At 61.3% G+C, this 15,876-nt stretch carries 12 protein-coding genes and 1 pseudogene; 3 read left to right on the top strand and 10 right to left on the bottom strand.

What is annotated here, in order from left to right; translation table 11 throughout:
• The first annotated feature begins 377 nt into the window (after positions 1-377).
• Positions 378-2,441, top strand: coding sequence for a carbamoyltransferase family protein (locus NKJ76_RS21840; RefSeq protein WP_023689396.1), 2,064 nt, complete (start codon positions 378-380; stop codon positions 2,439-2,441).
• A gap of 149 nt (positions 2,442-2,590) precedes the next feature.
• Here the strand turns inward: NKJ76_RS21840 and NKJ76_RS21835 are convergent.
• The 3 genes and pseudogenes from NKJ76_RS21835 to NKJ76_RS21825 all read right to left on the bottom strand — a co-directional run.
• Positions 2,591-3,238, bottom strand: a pseudogene (locus NKJ76_RS21835) (transposase); the annotation flags it as partial.
• A gap of 812 nt (positions 3,239-4,050) precedes the next feature.
• Positions 4,051-4,689 (bottom strand): FMN-binding negative transcriptional regulator, encoded by a 639-nt coding sequence (locus NKJ76_RS21830; protein ID WP_023729033.1) that lies wholly within the window; start codon positions 4,687-4,689, stop codon positions 4,051-4,053.
• A gap of 48 nt (positions 4,690-4,737) precedes the next feature.
• Positions 4,738-5,382, bottom strand: coding sequence for a helix-turn-helix domain-containing protein (locus tag NKJ76_RS21825; protein WP_023729032.1), 645 nt, complete (start codon positions 5,380-5,382; stop codon positions 4,738-4,740).
• Positions 5,383-5,471: 89 nt separating this feature from the next.
• Here NKJ76_RS21825 and NKJ76_RS21820 point away from each other — a divergent pair, with 89 nt between their 5' ends.
• Positions 5,472-6,617, top strand: a complete 1,146-nt coding sequence (locus NKJ76_RS21820; protein ID WP_352538342.1) for a trans-sulfuration enzyme family protein — start codon at positions 5,472-5,474, stop codon at positions 6,615-6,617.
• 546 nt (positions 6,618-7,163) lie between these two features.
• Entirely contained in the window at positions 7,164-8,810 is a 1,647-nt protein-coding gene (locus NKJ76_RS21815) for an MFS transporter (RefSeq protein WP_023689403.1), read from the top strand.
• 746 nt (positions 8,811-9,556) lie between these two features.
• Here the strand turns inward: NKJ76_RS21815 and rlxS are convergent.
• From rlxS to NKJ76_RS21780, 7 genes are all read right to left on the bottom strand, one after another.
• Positions 9,557-11,527, bottom strand: a complete 1,971-nt coding sequence (gene rlxS, locus NKJ76_RS21810; protein ID WP_352538341.1) for a relaxase/mobilization nuclease RlxS — start codon at positions 11,525-11,527, stop codon at positions 9,557-9,559.
• 186 nt (positions 11,528-11,713) lie between these two features.
• On the bottom strand, positions 11,714-12,370 hold the full coding sequence (locus tag NKJ76_RS21805; RefSeq protein ID WP_502882118.1) for a lytic transglycosylase domain-containing protein: 657 nt from the start codon (positions 12,368-12,370) through the stop codon (positions 11,714-11,716).
• Between the two features lie 17 nt (positions 12,371-12,387).
• The gene (lepB, locus tag NKJ76_RS21800) at positions 12,388-12,936 is read right to left on the bottom strand and encodes a signal peptidase I (protein WP_352538340.1); all 549 of its coding nucleotides are present in this window, start codon (positions 12,934-12,936) and stop codon (positions 12,388-12,390) included.
• Positions 12,933-13,202: a helix-turn-helix transcriptional regulator gene (locus NKJ76_RS21795; protein ID WP_023740428.1), complete on the bottom strand. Its 270-nt coding sequence runs from the start codon at positions 13,200-13,202 to the stop codon at positions 12,933-12,935. Before NKJ76_RS21795 ends, lepB begins: the two co-directional genes overlap by 4 nt.
• A gap of 170 nt (positions 13,203-13,372) precedes the next feature.
• Positions 13,373-13,696, bottom strand: a complete 324-nt coding sequence (locus tag NKJ76_RS21790) for a DUF736 domain-containing protein (RefSeq protein ID WP_023672372.1) — start codon at positions 13,694-13,696, stop codon at positions 13,373-13,375.
• Between the two features lie 370 nt (positions 13,697-14,066).
• Positions 14,067-14,720 (bottom strand): hypothetical protein, encoded by a 654-nt coding sequence (locus NKJ76_RS21785; RefSeq protein WP_352538339.1) that lies wholly within the window; start codon positions 14,718-14,720, stop codon positions 14,067-14,069.
• 110 nt (positions 14,721-14,830) lie between these two features.
• Positions 14,831-15,574, bottom strand: coding sequence for a hypothetical protein (locus NKJ76_RS21780; protein ID WP_352538338.1), 744 nt, complete (start codon positions 15,572-15,574; stop codon positions 14,831-14,833).
• Between the last annotated feature and the right edge of the window lie 302 nt (positions 15,575-15,876).

The following is a 15,876-nucleotide window of genomic DNA, read 5'->3' as shown; positions in this document are numbered from 1 at the left end:
TGGCCGACAAAGTCGGGCGGTGCGACCATGGTCGCTTCGGAGAATGAAATCGGGCCAGTTCACGGGGGCGGTACTGTTATTCGTCGACGGCCGCCCTTCCCAAGAACAGGCGGCATCGCAAGTTGGTTCTGCCGATGAAAACGACATCGCCGGATACATGTCAGCAGCCGCTCAGGATTGGATGATCCAGCCAAGCTCTCGGCGTGATGGCACTGTAGGCGTCACAGTCGAAGCATCTCATTGATCGTTTATGAGGCTTTCTTCGATGCCGCTGATGCCTGACGGGCGGTCGCAGCTGCAGGCGACAACACGGCCTATTTAGTTGGAAACAGTCGAGGTAAGCCAATTTGGCTTCCCGTTACTATCTGGAGAAAGAAATGCTGTGCCTAGGAATCAGCGGCGGACTTGACCAAGTCCATGAAAACCGATTCGAACGTCCGAACGCCTTTATGCACGACGGCGCCGCGGTGCTCGTCCGAGACGGAAAGGTGATAGCCGCCGTAGAAGAGGAACGCCTCAATCGAATCAAGCACTCGAACAAGCTGCCAAGTGGTTCGATTCAATACTGTCTCTCGACGGCCGGGGTTCAGCTCAGCGACATTGATCGTGTCGCGGTCTACGCCAGCGAGCCCTATGCCAACGCCATGCTTGAAGGTATGTCCGCTTCCCAACCGGACATTCTCTCCACTCCGTTGGATGCTAAAATGTTGGTGCAGAACCTGTTAGCGCGTGAGTTCGGCACTAAGTTGGACAGTTCGCGTATTTCATTCGTAGGTCATCATCAGGCGCACGCCGTGAGCGCCTTTGCAATGTCGGGCTTCGAACAAAGTCTCATTCTAGCGATTGATGGCTGTGGTGATTTCCTGTCGGGCCTTGTGGCGGTAGGGTCTGGCACAGAAATTACGCAAATCGAGGCTTTCCCGGAGGACAATTCTCTTGGGCTGTTTTATCTCGAGACGATCCGCTGTCTCGGCTACGGCATGTTCGACGAGTATAAGGTAATGGGACTCGCGCCCTATGGCGACCCCGCTCCCTATCGCGAGCTCTTCGAGCAGTTCTACGAGCTCTCCGCCAACGGTGGCTACCGTGTTCACCTCGACCGCATCGGTCCGGCGTTGCTCCGCAACATCGAGATCAGGCGAAAGGGAATGCCTTTCACCCAGCAGCATCGAGATGTGAGTGCGTCACTGCAGGAAGCGCTTGAGCGGATCGTGTTCCACATTCTCCGGCACCACCGTGAGGCCACCGGCATGAAGCGGTTGTGTCTGGCGGGAGGGGTAGCCCACAACTGCACGATGAACGGCAAGCTGCTGTATTCAGGGCTTTTCGAAGACATCTTCGTGCAACCCGCGTCTCACGACGCTGGCTGCGCATTGGGAGCTGCGCTGATAGTCTCTAACGAGATGGGCCGCCCCGCGCCGCGTGAGCGACTGCAGGAGGTCTATTGGGGTCCTGATCTCGGGAGCGACCGCGCCGTGGAACAGGAACTGAATGCATGGTCCGGACATCTCGAGGTTGAACGCTCTTATGACGTAGCGAGCAGTGCAGCCCACTGGATCACCAACGGCGCCGTGATCGGCTGGGTGCAGGGTCGTTCGGAGTTTGGGCCACGTGCGCTGGGCAACCGCAGCATTCTTGCCGACCCTCGGCCCGCTGCAAACAAGGACCGGATCAATGCCATGGTCAAGAAGCGCGAAGGCTATAGGCCTTTCGCACCATCTGTGCTGGAAGAGGATGCGAGCGAATTTTTCGACCTCCCGGACGGTAAGCACGAATTTCCATTCATGAATTTCGTCGTTCGCGTGCGTGACTCAAAGCGCGCCTTGTTGGGTGCCATTACGCACGTCGACGGTACGGCTCGGCTGCAAACAGTATCGCGCGATGCCAACCCCGCTTACTGGGAGGTCATCAATGCGTTCAAGAAGCGGACAGGCACTCCAATTCTGCTCAATACGTCCTTTAACAACAATGCTGAACCGATCGTGGATACGGTTGCAGACGCGATTGCCACATTTTTGACGACAGAGCTGGATGGACTTGTGGTCGGGCCCTTCCTGGTAAAAAAACGGGCTGCAACGCTGCAGGATTGGACTGCGCTTGCGATTTCATTGCCTCCCTCAGTCTCCCTCCATCAAACCCGTGCTTACACAGCGCGAGATCATCAGGAGACTGTCTGCGAGATTATTCCGAACCACTCCAGCATTGACAGTGTGCGAATTTCAAACGACCTGTTTAATCTGCTGATGCGGATTGAGGGCGAAGCCGTGTTAAGCGATCACCTCAATATAATTGCGCCGGATAAGGCTAAGCATGAAGCTCTGCTGGAGGACCTGCGAAGACTGTGGGAGCAGCGCCTGGTTCGGCTGCATCCCTCACAAGCTGCTCGGATGGATCATGGGTCCGATAAAACGCCGGACCAGCCTAACAGGCTATCAATGTGATAGAGATGCCGCTCAAGCTCGGCCAATCAATAGTGTTCATCGACCCCGCCTGCGAGCTCACCGCTGTGATTAGGGGGGTCGAGGTCGCCCTGGTCAGTATGCTTAGGAATGCTATTGAATGGGTCGTGTGCCTGGGTTGGAAAGGCGGGTCTGGCCTCACCGGACTTCTGTGTCGAGAGGTCCAGCCCGCAAAACTTTAGAAACTGGCGATGATGACCTAAGCGGCGAAGATCGCCGGCTTCGGCAACGACGGTCAATGCCTCGATCGGTCCGATCGCAGGAGCTGATAATCCTGGCTGTGCCGCAGCAGATCGTCGGCCTGTGCTTCGATCTCATTGCGGTGCCGGATCAGGCTGCGTGCTTCGTCAATGACCATCTGGAACATGCGAATGGCAGGCGCATCAAGTCATCCAGTGGCAGCGGCAATCCGATCGATGGGCGCGCCGTCTCGAAAACATCGTCAGAATCTGTGTCTTGCTGACCTTGCGGCCGACGGCATCCCAAGCTGCTGCCACAAACTCCTCCTTCGTCAGCGCCGTGAAGCTTGCTGGGGTCGGAAAGGCATGGAGGAAGGCAAAGAACCGATTGCTGCGGCTGTTCCCCCGGAAGCGATCGATCTCGGGAAAATACAGCGGCTGGTAGTGTGTCAGCATGCGGTGCTGGATCTCGGTCTAGGCCCTGGCGATCGCTTCATGTGTCTTCGACAGTTCATGCACTTCGTTGATGCCGGCTCGCAGCGGATCATGGTAGACCTGCGTCGCCTGTATCCTGAGCATGTGTAGGATCACCTGGGCATCGATCTTCTTGCCGAATATGACGCCGAAGGCCGAAGGAAGCCCAGGCATCTGTTCTCGATTTTGCCTACTAGGCTGACGAGAAGGTCGCGTGCCGACAGCAGCACCCGCACGACACAGGTGCCGTGGCTCTTGATGCGAACCTGCTTAAACCATCCGGTCCGTCCGATCTGAGCAAGGCCCGCCGCTCGCGGCGGCCCGATTTGTCCGGCATCATCGAGAGGGCGGCGCTTGACACGATCGGAAGTCCGCGCTTCGTTAACTCGTTCCAGAGCCAGATCGCAAGCGGTCACGGCTCCATGCCGATCCGCTCCGTCTCCGCAGCTCCACAGTCCCGCCCGCATCTCCCGGTCGCGCCCGGGTAGCCATTGCGCTGCAAGGCGGGTCTGATCGCTACGGCGGCGCCGCCACCATCAGTCGGTTCGGCGACAAAGCCAATCATCTCCCGTAAGAGAAGTGCTTTCGGGCAAGTTCCGCAGGTTCAAGGAGATCGTTGACGGCGCCGCCACTTGGGAGCTGCGTCGAGTGCATGGTCGAGCTTGCCGCCCAAGGTACGTGGCTTCGAAATGCGTGCGATTGCGCCTCATTCAAGACCGGTAGCGGGTGGTCGCCGACATACAACGGGGCGCCGGCGACTGAAACGAACCCGTCGGCCACGACGGAGCAATCCTGCCGCCTGACCAGGCGCGTGGAAAAGTATCACAACGGTGACCACAGCGTCGCTTCAGGCCGTCAAAAGCTATTGCCGTGCGTCAAGGCGGGCTAGGTGACCCGTCGGAGGCCGGCACCAGCGGCTTTGTCGGGACAAGACCATGCTATTGGGATTTGGCCGCCGCAGCCGCGAGCATCGCTTCTCCCATCGCAATGGCCCCTTGGGCACGCAGCATTTCACCAGGGTTCTGAATGTCGCGCACCTCTTTGTTCTGGCTGAGTTTTGATTTTCCAACCAGGCCGGTGATCTCGATCTCCAGGGCGACGATTGCCTTGACCATCGTGTCGATGAAGTCCCTCGGCGCGTCGCCCATCTTCCATGGGACCGGCTGGGAGGTTTCTTGCATATGAGTGAGCTTCGCCACGTTGCGGCGCACATACCGCTCATCATCCCGGACAGTGATGCGTCCGTGGGCATGGACGACGAGATAGTTCCACGTCGGCACCTGCTTGTGGAATTCATGCTTGCTTGGATACCAGTTCGGCGAGATGTAAGCGTCGGCCGCACGGAAGATTACGAGAACCTCATCGCCATTGGCGACTTCCTCCCAGACTGGATTCTTGCGGGCAACATGGCAATTGAGGACGCCCTTGTCTCCCTTCGAGCGGTCGAGCTCAAAGGGGACGTGGTTCGCGTCGAGGATGCCTTTGCTGTGGGTGACCAGGATACCGAGCGGGTGTCTCTCGATAAGCTCGAACAGGGCGTTCTGATCGGGGACGGCAAAATGTGGCGGAACGTACAACGCTAAATCTCCTGTCGTGAATGGCGGCTGTTAGTGATCGGCGAAATCTTACGGAACGGGCCCCTGAATCTTCGCTGCCGTCGACGAGTGCCCCGGATCTCGGTGTCCACTACGCTCAAGCACCGCCATCGTGAAGTGGGCGGGCACATCAGATGCCGCCGCGTATGCGTGCGGTTGATCAGTGACAAGCCGCGCACTCTCGCCTTCGCTTAATATTACCACATGGGCACCTACCACAACGCTCAGGGCACCCTGACTGACCGAGATCAGCTCGCGCGTATCCGGACTATGAGCGTCCGCGGAAAACACGTCGCCCGGCATAATGACCCAGCTCCACAATTCGAACATCGTGCGCCCCGAGGTCGATGAATGAAGTTGTGCAAAGCTTCCCTTGGCGCTTGTCCAAAGTGTCCTTGTCTCTGTCCGCTCAATAGGAAGGCGAACTGTGGAAGCCTCGTCATTCAGCAAATCGGCCACGGAGAGCGAAAACGCCGCCGCCAGTCGGCAAAGTATGCCGATACTAGGGTTCGCCTTGCCTTGCTCCAGCGAGACGACGGTTCCTTTGGACAAGCCGCTCAGTTTTGCCAGTCGATCCAGGGTCAGATTTTGGTCGCGCCTCAAGTCTCGGATTCGAACCGCTATAGCTTTGCCAAGCACCTGCTCGGAACCCATCGCTGTCGTAACATCGGTCATTATATTGACTTAGGACCTCGGCTCACCTATTGTGGTCAGTATAATGACCAGGCCGAAATTGCAACTGCCCGTTAGGAAGGAAATGACCGATGCGTTTTGAGACGAAGGCGATCCACTGCGGCCGAGGGGTCGACGCGTCCACGGGGGCCGTATCCATGCCGCTGCACACCAGCACGACGTTCGAACGCGGTGTCAACGGGTCATTTCCGTCCGGCTTCGAATACACAAGGGATGGAAATCCTACACGCAATGCGTTCGAGGCGGCCATGGCGACGCTTGAGGGAGGGGAAGACGGCATCGCCTTCGCTTCGGGCATGGCCGCAATCGCTGCAGTATTCGAGAGCCATCCGTCGGCGGGTCGGATCGTTCTGCCGGATGACATGTATTTCGGCATTCGTTCGCTGATCGAAGAGACCGACATTGGGTCTCGCTTCGACTTTGCCCCAGTCGACATGCGCGATTTGGACGCTTTGCGCGCCGCGGTGACATCGAAGCGGACTGGCCTCGTCTGGATCGAGACGCCGTCAAACCCGATGATCCGCGTTGTCGACATTGCGGCCATCTGCGCAATCGCGCACGAGGCAAACGCCTTGGCGGTGGTGGACAATACGTGGGCCACCCCAGTGCTTCAACTGCCACTCGAAATCGGGGCAGACGCGGTGATGCACTCGGCGACAAAGTACATTGGCGGCCACTCGGATTTGATGGCCGGTGTCGTCATTGTCCCAAACGCGTCACCCCTCGGTCGCCCATTGCGGATGGTCCAGAAACACAAGGGCAGCGTCGCAGCGCCCTTCGACTGTTGGCTGGCGTTGCGGGGTCTGCAGACATTGCCGGTCCGCATGCGCGCCCATTGCGAAGGCGCCCAGAAAGTGGCCGAGGCCCTGGCGTCTCATCCCCGCGTCGAAAAAGTGCTCTTTCCTGGTCTGCAAACTGATCCGGGACACGATCTTGCTACGCGGCAAATGAGCCATTACGGAGCGATGCTATCTTTTATCGTCGAGGGCGGAGCCGATGCTGCAATGGCCGTGGCCGGCCGCCTGAAGGTTGTTGTCCGGGCGACAAGCCTTGGCGGGACGCATTCTCTGATTGAGCATCGCGCATCCGTTGAAGGTGCGAAGTCCAAAGCGCCAGGTGGATTGCTGCGAATTTCTGTAGGGCTTGAACATCCTCAGGACATTATCGATGACCTGATGCAGGCCCTAGGCGAAACCTGCAAAGCGGGAGTCCAATGACGGGTGCAAGACTCTGGCGCCGCTTTATGTGGCGGCTGGCGCAGCCGACGATCGGCAGAACAATGTTCCTGCTGAGTAGAACGCACGTCCTCTGGTGAACCGCTATCGCCGTGTCGCATCGTCTCGGGCGCGTGGTCGCATGGGTGATGAACGTCTTCGGGTTTCTGGACGATGGCCACGCGCTCGACCGGAAGCGGAAATACCCAGATTTGCCGTTGACCTACTGCTGCTCGACCTCGTCGGAGATCGCGTTCAACAGATGGGATGGATGTGCTGGCACTACGGCAGTTTGACAAGCCGGCCATCGGGGCGCTAGCACCGTCCAAAGCCAAGAGTCGCAGGGCAGAACTGACCGCACCAAGCGGGCTGCGGGACCCATCAGCTAACGGCCAGGTTGGTACCTCAACGCGCATCAGCACCGTGGATGCCACATTGTCCTTGTTGCGAGCGCGATCTCGGAACTTCGTTGTGACGCAGTCAGTGCACAGAGCCGCACCGCTGCAAGCAAATGAGCGGAAGAACGACACCCAGTGGAGGCGAGAAGTGATGCGGCGTCAAGATCCTCCGCGCTTTGCGGCAAACACACTGATCCCTCTTCACAACCCGGTCTTTCGTTCTATCTGGACAGCCACGCAGATATCCAGCCTTGGCTGGCTGGTGCAGAGCGTGGCTATAAGCTGGCTCATGGCCACGATTTCAGCCTCCGATCTGATGGTTGCGCTCGTACAGGCTGCATCGACACTGCCCGCGTTCTTCCTGTCGATCCTTGCTGGAGCCATTGCAGACAGCTTCAGCCGCCGTGGCGTGATGCTTGCCGGACACTGCCTGATCGCACTGGCATCCACGGCGCTGGCACTCTCTGTGGGACTGGGCTTTGCTAGTCCATGGCTGATCCTGGGACTGAGTTTCTTGGCCGGATGCGGCTTTGCCTTGAACGATCCAGCCTGGCACGCCTCGGTCGGCGATATCCTGGAAAAGCGCGACATACCCGCTGCAGTGACGCTGATGTCGGTGGGGTACAACGTGGTTCGGAGCATAGGACCGGCGCTGGGCGGTGTAATCTTAGCTTTGCTGGGCCCCCTTACGGCTTTCGCCCTCGCTGCGCTAAGTGACCTGGTCCCGTTGAGCGCTGTTTTGCGCTCACAGTGGCAAGTTCGCTCTTCGCCTCTTCCGCGCGAGCGGATGACTACGGCCATTCATGATGGCATGCGATTCACGGCGATATCCTCAGAGATCAGAGTGGCGATCGTGCGTGCAACCCTGTTCGGGCTATCAAGCATCTCGATCCTTGCTTTGCTCCCCCTCCTGGTTCGCGACCAACTGGCGGGAGGGCCAATTGTGTACGGCGTGCTATTGGCCGGCTTCGGCACAGGCGCCTTCATCGCCGGCATTGGCAGCAGCTACTTGAGACGCATCACGTCCCAGAACCGATTGATCACGCTCGCATCCGTTGCTTGCGCAACGTGCTGCCTTTTGATGGCCCTCACATCGTCGGTGGCTGTGGCGGCGATCGCGCTTGCAATCGGTGGCGCTGGCTGGGTTGTCACCTGGACCGGAACCGACGTGTGTGTGCAGTTGGCAAGCCCAAGGTGGGTCGTTGGTCGCACCCTGTCCATTTATTACGCCCTGACCTACGGCGGCATGGCAGCGGGTAGCTGGATCTGGGGTGCTGTCGCGCAGTACTATTCGCTGACGTGGGCTTTGGAAGGTGCTGCAGCGGCACTGTTGCTGGGCGCGGCTGTGGGAAAGCTATTGCCGGTGCGGCTATGGGAGGAATCGGATCAAGCGGCCGTCGACTTCAGGCCACCAGAACTGGCCCTCCCTTTGAAGCCCAGGAGCGGTCCGATCGTGATCAAGGTGGAGTACTCGATACTCGAGGAGAGTATCGATGAATTTCTGAGCTGCATGCGCGAAAGGCGGCGCGTTCAGAGCCGCGCCGGTGCGCGGGACTGGACCCTCCAGCGAGACCTTCAGAAGTCGACGCTTTGGACCGAGACATTCCGCACGCCGACATGGACGGACTATCTTCGTCTAAACCATCGACTAACGGTGAATGACAGGGACATAGGCGAGCGCCTTGCCGCTCTGCACATGGGTGATTCTCCGCCTCGCATCTCACTTTCAATCGAGCGGTCGACAAGCCCCGCCCCCGGCAGCCAAGTCCAGCCTGTGCCTTTTGTATCGCGCCCGTGAGAAAACCAAGACTTGTCTGGGCTTGCAAACGGAACGAGCTACTCCTTAATTTGCCTGCCCGGATTGCAAATCGTTCCGGCCGGTTAGGCGAACATGAGGATTCGCGTGGCAATTATGTCCATCACGGGTCCCATGTTCAGCCCGAGACCCCCCTCTCTGCCGCCAGATCGGCTTGAGCACGGATTCAGGTCGCCTGTCCTTTGCATAGCGGCGGGCAACGAATAGCGAGGGGGCGGAGGGTATCCCCGTCTGTGAAGCGGGCAGAGGAGGATCCGCAAGGCGGGTTGCTGGGGAGACGGCCGCGCGCCTCTTTCCGCCTAGTTTTCTCCGTTACAAAGTCCCCCGGGACGGACTGCCAGTTCACGCCAGGGCCAACAGCATGCTCGCACGGGCGACCGCCGCGTCTGCCGGTCCTGCGAGTAGAATAAGATCGGGAAGTGCGGCTTCATCCTCGATGCCAGAACTCGCGTCGCCGTACCGCGGCCGCCAGAGCCCCTTGCGCTGTCACGAGTCAGCCCACCTTTCTAGCTGGCAGCGCATCGGGAGCCGATCCGCAGCACCTGTCGGCGCGCCTTCCGTGTCAACGCAGAACATGGTGCATATTCCCAGCGCTTTTTGACAGAGCGAACTACAAAATGCAGAACACTGACTCTCCGCCAAATGAATGCTGCGAGCAAGCAGCAGGCGGAGGAACTCCGTCTGGGCTGAGTATGTGTTTCAACGCAGACAAATAAATTATAGCCAGTTCACGAAACGCCGGGCCCGCTCCTCTGGCGTCCGATCATCCAGGAAATCCCCTCGGCGCGCACCACGCCAGACACCTCCTTGCCGATTTGATGCTCAAGCACCGGCCGCCAAGGCACCAGCGTGAACTCGCGCGATTTCTCGATGACACCGTATTTTCCGCCGGCGAGCTCGACGCAGCAGCGCAGCGTTCCGTCTATTCGATTGCCATGCTGCGCTTCAGAATACGAGAGCCCGAGTTCGTCCGAGAGCTGACTGGCAACACGGTTCAGCTCTCGTTGGCGCAGCATTGAAAGCATGTTGGCGCGATAGATGACCCGATCCTGCGCATCATGGGCAAGACCTTGCGCGATCAGCCACTGCTGTCGGCGGGCCTGGATCTGACGTACTTCGCGACCGAAGCCAGAGTCGCGCAAGGACTCAGGGTGGGCTGATACCAGCTCCTGGTCGATCCAGGTGGCGCCGTCGAAGCCTACTTGGCTCTCCAGCGGCATTGATGAGAGCTTGTCGACGACAACAGGCTGGGCCCTCGCTCGCTGACGCTCGTAATCCGCAACGCGGTTGAGATGGTCGGGCGCGACTGTCCATGTGCCGTCCGGCTCGCGCTCGACGCCACCGGTCGCACGGCGGATCGCCTCCAGTCGCCGCACGTGCGTTTCGGCAAAGCGTTCGGTGGCCGAGGGGTCATGCTTGAGATGGATATCGATGCTGTAGCGCCCGTCGTTGACCGTGGCGATGCCGGCAATTGTGCGGTCGACTTTTCTTGGCCCGGTGTCCCTCGGCCTGACCCGCACTATGCAGCCCTCTGGTGTCGGTTGGGTGGCCTCGCCTTTGCCGATATCAAAATAGTGGCTTTTGCCGTCCACGCCGTCGACGACGAGGTAATGGCGGTCAGTGATTTCGTCGGCCAGCCCGCGCCCGACGACACGTCCGACCACGGTTTGAGCCGACCCGTCGGATCGATCGTGGATAAGATGGTCGGCGGCACTGCGGACGAGCCCCTTGCCGGTCAGCTCGCGATGGATGGTCTTGACGATATCGCCGCGCGCGCCGATGCGGCGTAGCGTGGCTTCGAGCTCATCCTCCAGGCGCCAGCGACCGGCAGGCATCTCCCCGGCGAGGCCCATCCGCTCGAGCTTGCGCAGGCGGCCCTGGTGCAGCGTCTGGCGAAAGGTGTGTCGGCTGGCCAGTGAGACACACCCCTCATCGTCGCGCATGCGCATCAGCTGCCGGTCGATGCTGGTGAAGCGTTCCTGATCCATCTCCTGGCGCAAGCGCTGCTCGATCTCGCGGTCGGTGCGCGGGCCAAGGTCGAGGCTAACCAGTTCGGCTGCGCGCTCGCGCAAGCCAGAGGAGATGTAGTCACGCGCTATGACGAGGTTTTCGCCGTGATCATCCCTGCCGCGCACGATGATGTGGGTGTGGGGATGGCCGGTGTTGAAATGGTCGACGGCCACCCAGTCTAGCGTGGTGCCGAGGTCTTCTTCCATTTGCGCCATGAGGCGCCGGGTGAGCGGCTTCAGGTCATCATACTCGATACCGTCTTCAGGGGCGACGATGAAGCGGAACTGATGACGGTCACCGTTCGCGCGATCGAGAAAGGCCCTGCCGTCCGCGCGGTCATTGTCGGCAGCGTAGAGCTCGCCACGCTCGCCTTCCCGGGTGACGCCGTCGCGCTGGAGGTAGCGGAGGTGCGCACGAGCCCCGTCGGCTCCCTTGCCGGCCAGCTTGACGATGCGTGCCTTGACGACTGCGCGCCGCTGCCGAAACGCCGCGTCGCGGTCGCGCGCTCTAAGAACGGCGGCAGCGGCCCCGCCGCGCCCCACCCGGCTTCCGATGAAGCGGCTGCCGCGTCCGCTCCTGCCGCCTGCTCGGTTGATCGCGGCCTGCACCTGGCCAGCGTAGCGTTTGCCCGCCTTCGAGCCGCGCGAGCCAATTTTGCCGAGCTTCGGCGTGAATTCGTCATCCTGCAAGCGGCCTCCGATGAACCAGCAGCAAAATCAGAAGCTTGCCCGCCAGACCCTCCTGGACCCGGAGGCAACCTCCTGGAAAAACGATGTGCAGACAAACACTTCGCCGCCTCCAGGAGGCGCTGCCTTTATCTTGCCTTCCGCGGACCTGCCTCCCTGCCCCCGCCCGAACCACGGTAGCCGCTGCCCTCACCTGCGATCCGGCCGGCCTGATCTTGCTCGCTCCGATCCGAGCGGCACCAGGAGTTGGCCATTCGGGCCGGTCACGGAAACACCGTTTCGGAGAAAAAACAGCGACTGCCCGGACGGGATTCCCGGCGCGCTTTTGGAACGGGATTTGCCGGTGAGCGCGTCCATATCGCCGGCCGAAATGCCCGCCGCCTTGATCTCTTCCAGATACGAAACCGTCTCGCTAGGCAGCGGTCGCCCGCGCTGCAAATGCTGTTCGTAGCGCTCCGGCCCAGCGTTATAGGCTGCAAACAGGCCTGGAAATCCGAAGCGGTCATACATGGCGCGCAGATAGGCAGTGCCTGCCAGAATGTTGTCGCGAGGGTCGTGCGGGGCGGCTCCCAGGCCAAGCTCTGCGCGCAACTCCTCGTAGGTGCCTGGCATCACCTGCATGAGGCCAATGGCGCCGGCGCTCGACGTGACCGGCCGCCCATTGAGCTTCGTCTGCCCCCGGCTTTCGGCATCCATGACGGCATAAATCCAGGTTTGTGGAATGCTGAAACGCCGGCTTGCTTCGGCTACGAAGGGCTGCCATCTTGCAAGCTGCGGACTATGGGAGATGACGACCGGCTTCGTGTTGGTCGCGGCGGAACAGGAGCATGGTGCGAGACACGCCATGCTCAGCATAAGGAGGGTCACTCGGTCCATAGCGGCACGAGCCTCCCGATGATGTTTTCGGTCGGCACCGGCCCGAAATAGCGGCTGTCGAACGAGCGATCTTTATCGCTGCCGAGCAGGAAAACCTCGTCGGCGGCGAGTTTTCGGCATGCATTCCACCAAGGCAGCGGACGGTGCTGCGTGTCGGTTGCAAGCCGGCGCGCGGCTATCTCGCCGCCGATGATGATGGCGTCGCCGAAGGTGCAGACATGCTCGCCGGGCAGCGCCGCAAGGCGCTTGATCAGCGGCACGTTGCTGGGCAGATAGAAGCGTTCGGCGGCGAGATCGGCGACCGGTCTTGGTGGGCGGACGAGTACGAGATCACCACGAGCGGGCGATCTGGATGCGACGCGATAGAGGCCGACCGGCGCACTCGCCGAGGCGTTCCAGACCAGCCAGGGCGATGGTTTGCCGAAGGCGGCGAAGCCGATCAGGCCAAGGCCGATTGTGGCAACGACGATCGTCTTGCGGGCTCGAATGCGCCGCAGATGGCTGCCGATCAGACGGATGGTGGGACGCCGGCTCATGAGCGGCCTCCCTCACCGGCCGAGCCGGATTCGTGCGCGCCATCCTCGGGCGCGGTCTCCGGCGCGTGCCCCTTCGACCAGTCGTCGAGTTCGTCGATGTGATAGCGGACATAACGGCCGTGCTTGCGGAATTGTGGGCCACCGCCTTTGAGGCGCATCTTCTCCAGCGTGCGCTGGGACAGCCCGATATAGAAGGCCGCCTGCGCGGTGTTGAGAAACGGACTGCCCTTCTTGGCGCGGGCTGCGCGTTCGTTTTCGTCGTCCATGATGATCCTCGGTTCGTTACGGGCAAGCGAGGCGAGGATCGGCGAGCGAGATCGTTTTGGGGACGGGCGAAGAGTGGGGGGCGAGTTTTCGCCGCCCCCTTCGGCGGCCTCACGGGTCCTGAGAGAGGACCCCGCGCCGGTGGCGGCGCGGGGCTTTCCGGATCGGCCGGTTAGTCGACCGGGTTCCAGATGATGGCGTAAGTGTCGTCGTCATCCTGGCCGGCGGCGCGGCCGAGATTGGCGTAGAGCTTGCGGGGGCCAAACTCGGGGGCGGCAATCGACAGGCTCACATAGTCCTTGCCGGAGGTCTCGCCGGTGCGGATCCAGCCCGCACCCACTTCGACCCCTTGCGTCAGCACCCGGAAGTCGGGATGGGTGTCGGCGCTCTTTGCCTGATTGGGCACGATATCGATGTCGGCGCGGACGCTGAGCGTCTTGAGCTGGCCTTTGTAGCCGCCGTTTTCCTGTTTGGTGACGTATCCGATCGCGGTCATTTCCAGTCTCCTCTTGGTGCTCGCAAGGGACCATTCCCCTGCGATGGCGGACCGTGATGGGCGCGTCCGGACCGCCGGAACCGGGACGGCCGCAGCGATAGCGGAGGACCCGCGCGGGCAGCTTTTTTGAAGCGAAGCGGCGCGAGGAAGCCGCCGCAGGCGGCGGGGAAAAAAGCTGCCGGCGAGGGTTTCGGGCGGGCCTGATCCGCCCATAGGTCGACAAGCCAGCCGCAGGGAATGGTCCCCGAGACACAATGGAGACAGGTGGCGCGATCGGTGACACAAGAAGCCGGCCGCAATGCAGAGCGCCGGCTGCGCGGGCTCTGTCGGCAACCGGATCGGACAATTGGCCCCATGGGCCTTTGGCGCCTCAGCAAGCAACCCGGCGAGGTGCGGGGCTGCCGAAATGGGGCGAACTGGCGTCGGAATTTCTCGCGCGCGGCACTGGCTCGACAAGACGCCCAATCGGCAGCCGGCGTGGCCCGTAGCGGCGCGCGCGACCTGAGCGGCGGTAATCGAGAGAACCGCCGCTCGGGCCCTGATCGACTATTCGCGCACGAACAGCGGCTGCACTTGTGTCCACTGATCGGGGTGCGGAGCCGCTGCGGCTGGTGTAGCTTTCGGCCGGGAATTTCATCCAGCGCGGCAGCCAGGTCTCGACCCAGGGGCGGCCATTCTCGCCCGCCAGGAAGTCGCGGATGATGTTCTTTTGCGTCTTGACCTTCTCGGCGACATTGCCGTCCGCGACCAGCTTGCCGCCGACGTCGGCCAGCATCGAATTGGCGATTTCCTTGTCGCGCAAGAGGTCGAAGAAGGCATCGTCCGGTTGCCACCATATGCCCATGTCGACGTTCAGGTGGTTGCCGAGCGCCTCGACGACGGCGCTGCCGGCTGCAAGCGTCTCGGCCACGACAAAGGGTGAGAACGCGCATGACATCGTCGTCGCAGAGCGCCAAGAGGCGCGCGAACACGCCGGCGATAGCAACGGCGTCGCCATTGCCGCCGGCGACCAAGCTATCCTCATCCGGTGATCCGAGCAGGGCCAATACCTCGCGCCGCTTTTTGCCGAATGCGGCTTCAGCCTTGCAGCCGGCAAGGCTGGCAGTCACCGTCTCGTTGGCTGCGCGCTGCGGCTCAGGCCGCACCTGCCACAGGCCCGAACCGGTGATGGCGTGCGCCACCACGAGGCGCAGCGCCACGGCGGGATGGTCGAGCATGGCTGCGCGCACGGCGGCATGGCGATGCAGATCGATATAGTTGTGCATCGGGCCGGTGACTTCGGGGCGCGGCAGCTTGGCGGCTGTTTCTTCTTGCTCGCCGCCCTCGCGGGCGCGGCGGGCTTCCTTGCGTGACAGCCAGCCCTCGTGACACTCGACCTCGCCGCGATGCGAGACAGTGATGACGATCTTGCCGCCCTTCTTCTTCGGGGTCTTCTCGTGGTCCATGCGTGGAAATACTGGCCCGGTTCCAGCGCACAACCTCGCTCCAGCCCTCGTTGAGATAGGTGTCGCGTTTGGTGGCAATCGCTTCGTTCTGCTTTTGCCAGAACAGGTCGGCATCGGCGAAATAGCTGTCGTCGCCGAACAGGTCCGAGGTGATCAGGCCGGGATACTCCTCGATGGCAAACAGTGCCACCTTGGTGGAAATCGACTGGCCGCCGAACAGCCATTGCTTCAATTGATAGCCACGCGGCGCGTATTGATCGGGATCGGCACAGAGTGCCAGCCAGTCCTTCTGCTGCGCCTTGGAAGACATGGTGAGATGGCGCACCGGCTCGGTGTCGATCTCCTCGCGCCGATAGGCTTCGCGGATTTTGGGCAAGAGGTCGCCAAGCGCCAGAATGCGTTTGACCTTGAGATCAGTGATGCCGAAGGTCACAGCGATGTCGAGAACGGTGCGGCCTTGCCTGACAAGCCGCGAAACGTCTCCCATTGCCATACTTCGTCAGGATCGAGGCGGGCGAGGTTTTCGATCAGGAAGCTTCGAGCGCATCGGCGTCGTCACCGTCCTCCATGATGGCGCAGGGCAAGGGATCGCCTTCACCGCGCTCGTCGGCAAGCGATTTCGCGGCGAAATAGCACCGCCTGCCGGGTTGTCCCCGCCGCGGCGGCCGAAGGCCGCCGCGGCGGGCGGGGTTTTGCGCCTATAGGCGCTGCTGTTCCGCCGGGTGGGGCGGGCGG

Source organism: Mesorhizobium sp. M0029 (genome assembly GCF_040323735.1).
Classification (GTDB): Bacteria; Pseudomonadota; Alphaproteobacteria; order Rhizobiales; family Rhizobiaceae; genus Mesorhizobium.
Note: the sequence above shows the minus strand (reverse complement) of the source record. Positions and strands in the feature narration are given on the sequence as shown.

Coding starts and splice junctions, on each gene's coding strand:
- NKJ76_RS21840 (WP_023689396.1), top strand. CDS start 378: ATGCTGTGCCTAGGAATCAGCGGCGGACTTGACCAAGTCCATGAAAAC.
- NKJ76_RS21825 (WP_023729032.1), bottom strand. CDS start 5,382: ATGACCGATGTTACGACAGCGATGGGTTCCGAGCAGGTGCTTGGCAAA.
- NKJ76_RS21795 (WP_023740428.1), bottom strand. CDS start 13,202: ATGGACGACGAAAACGAACGCGCAGCCCGCGCCAAGAAGGGCAGTCCG.
- lepB (WP_352538340.1), bottom strand. CDS start 12,936: ATGAGCCGGCGTCCCACCATCCGTCTGATCGGCAGCCATCTGCGGCGC.
- NKJ76_RS21785 (WP_352538339.1), bottom strand. CDS start 14,720: ATGAGGATAGCTTGGTCGCCGGCGGCAATGGCGACGCCGTTGCTATCG.
- NKJ76_RS21805 (WP_502882118.1), bottom strand. CDS start 12,370: ATGGCGTGTCTCGCACCATGCTCCTGTTCCGCCGCGACCAACACGAAG.
- NKJ76_RS21790 (WP_023672372.1), bottom strand. CDS start 13,696: ATGACCGCGATCGGATACGTCACCAAACAGGAAAACGGCGGCTACAAA.
- NKJ76_RS21820 (WP_352538342.1), top strand. CDS start 5,472: ATGCGTTTTGAGACGAAGGCGATCCACTGCGGCCGAGGGGTCGACGCG.
- NKJ76_RS21815 (WP_023689403.1), top strand. CDS start 7,164: ATGCGGCGTCAAGATCCTCCGCGCTTTGCGGCAAACACACTGATCCCT.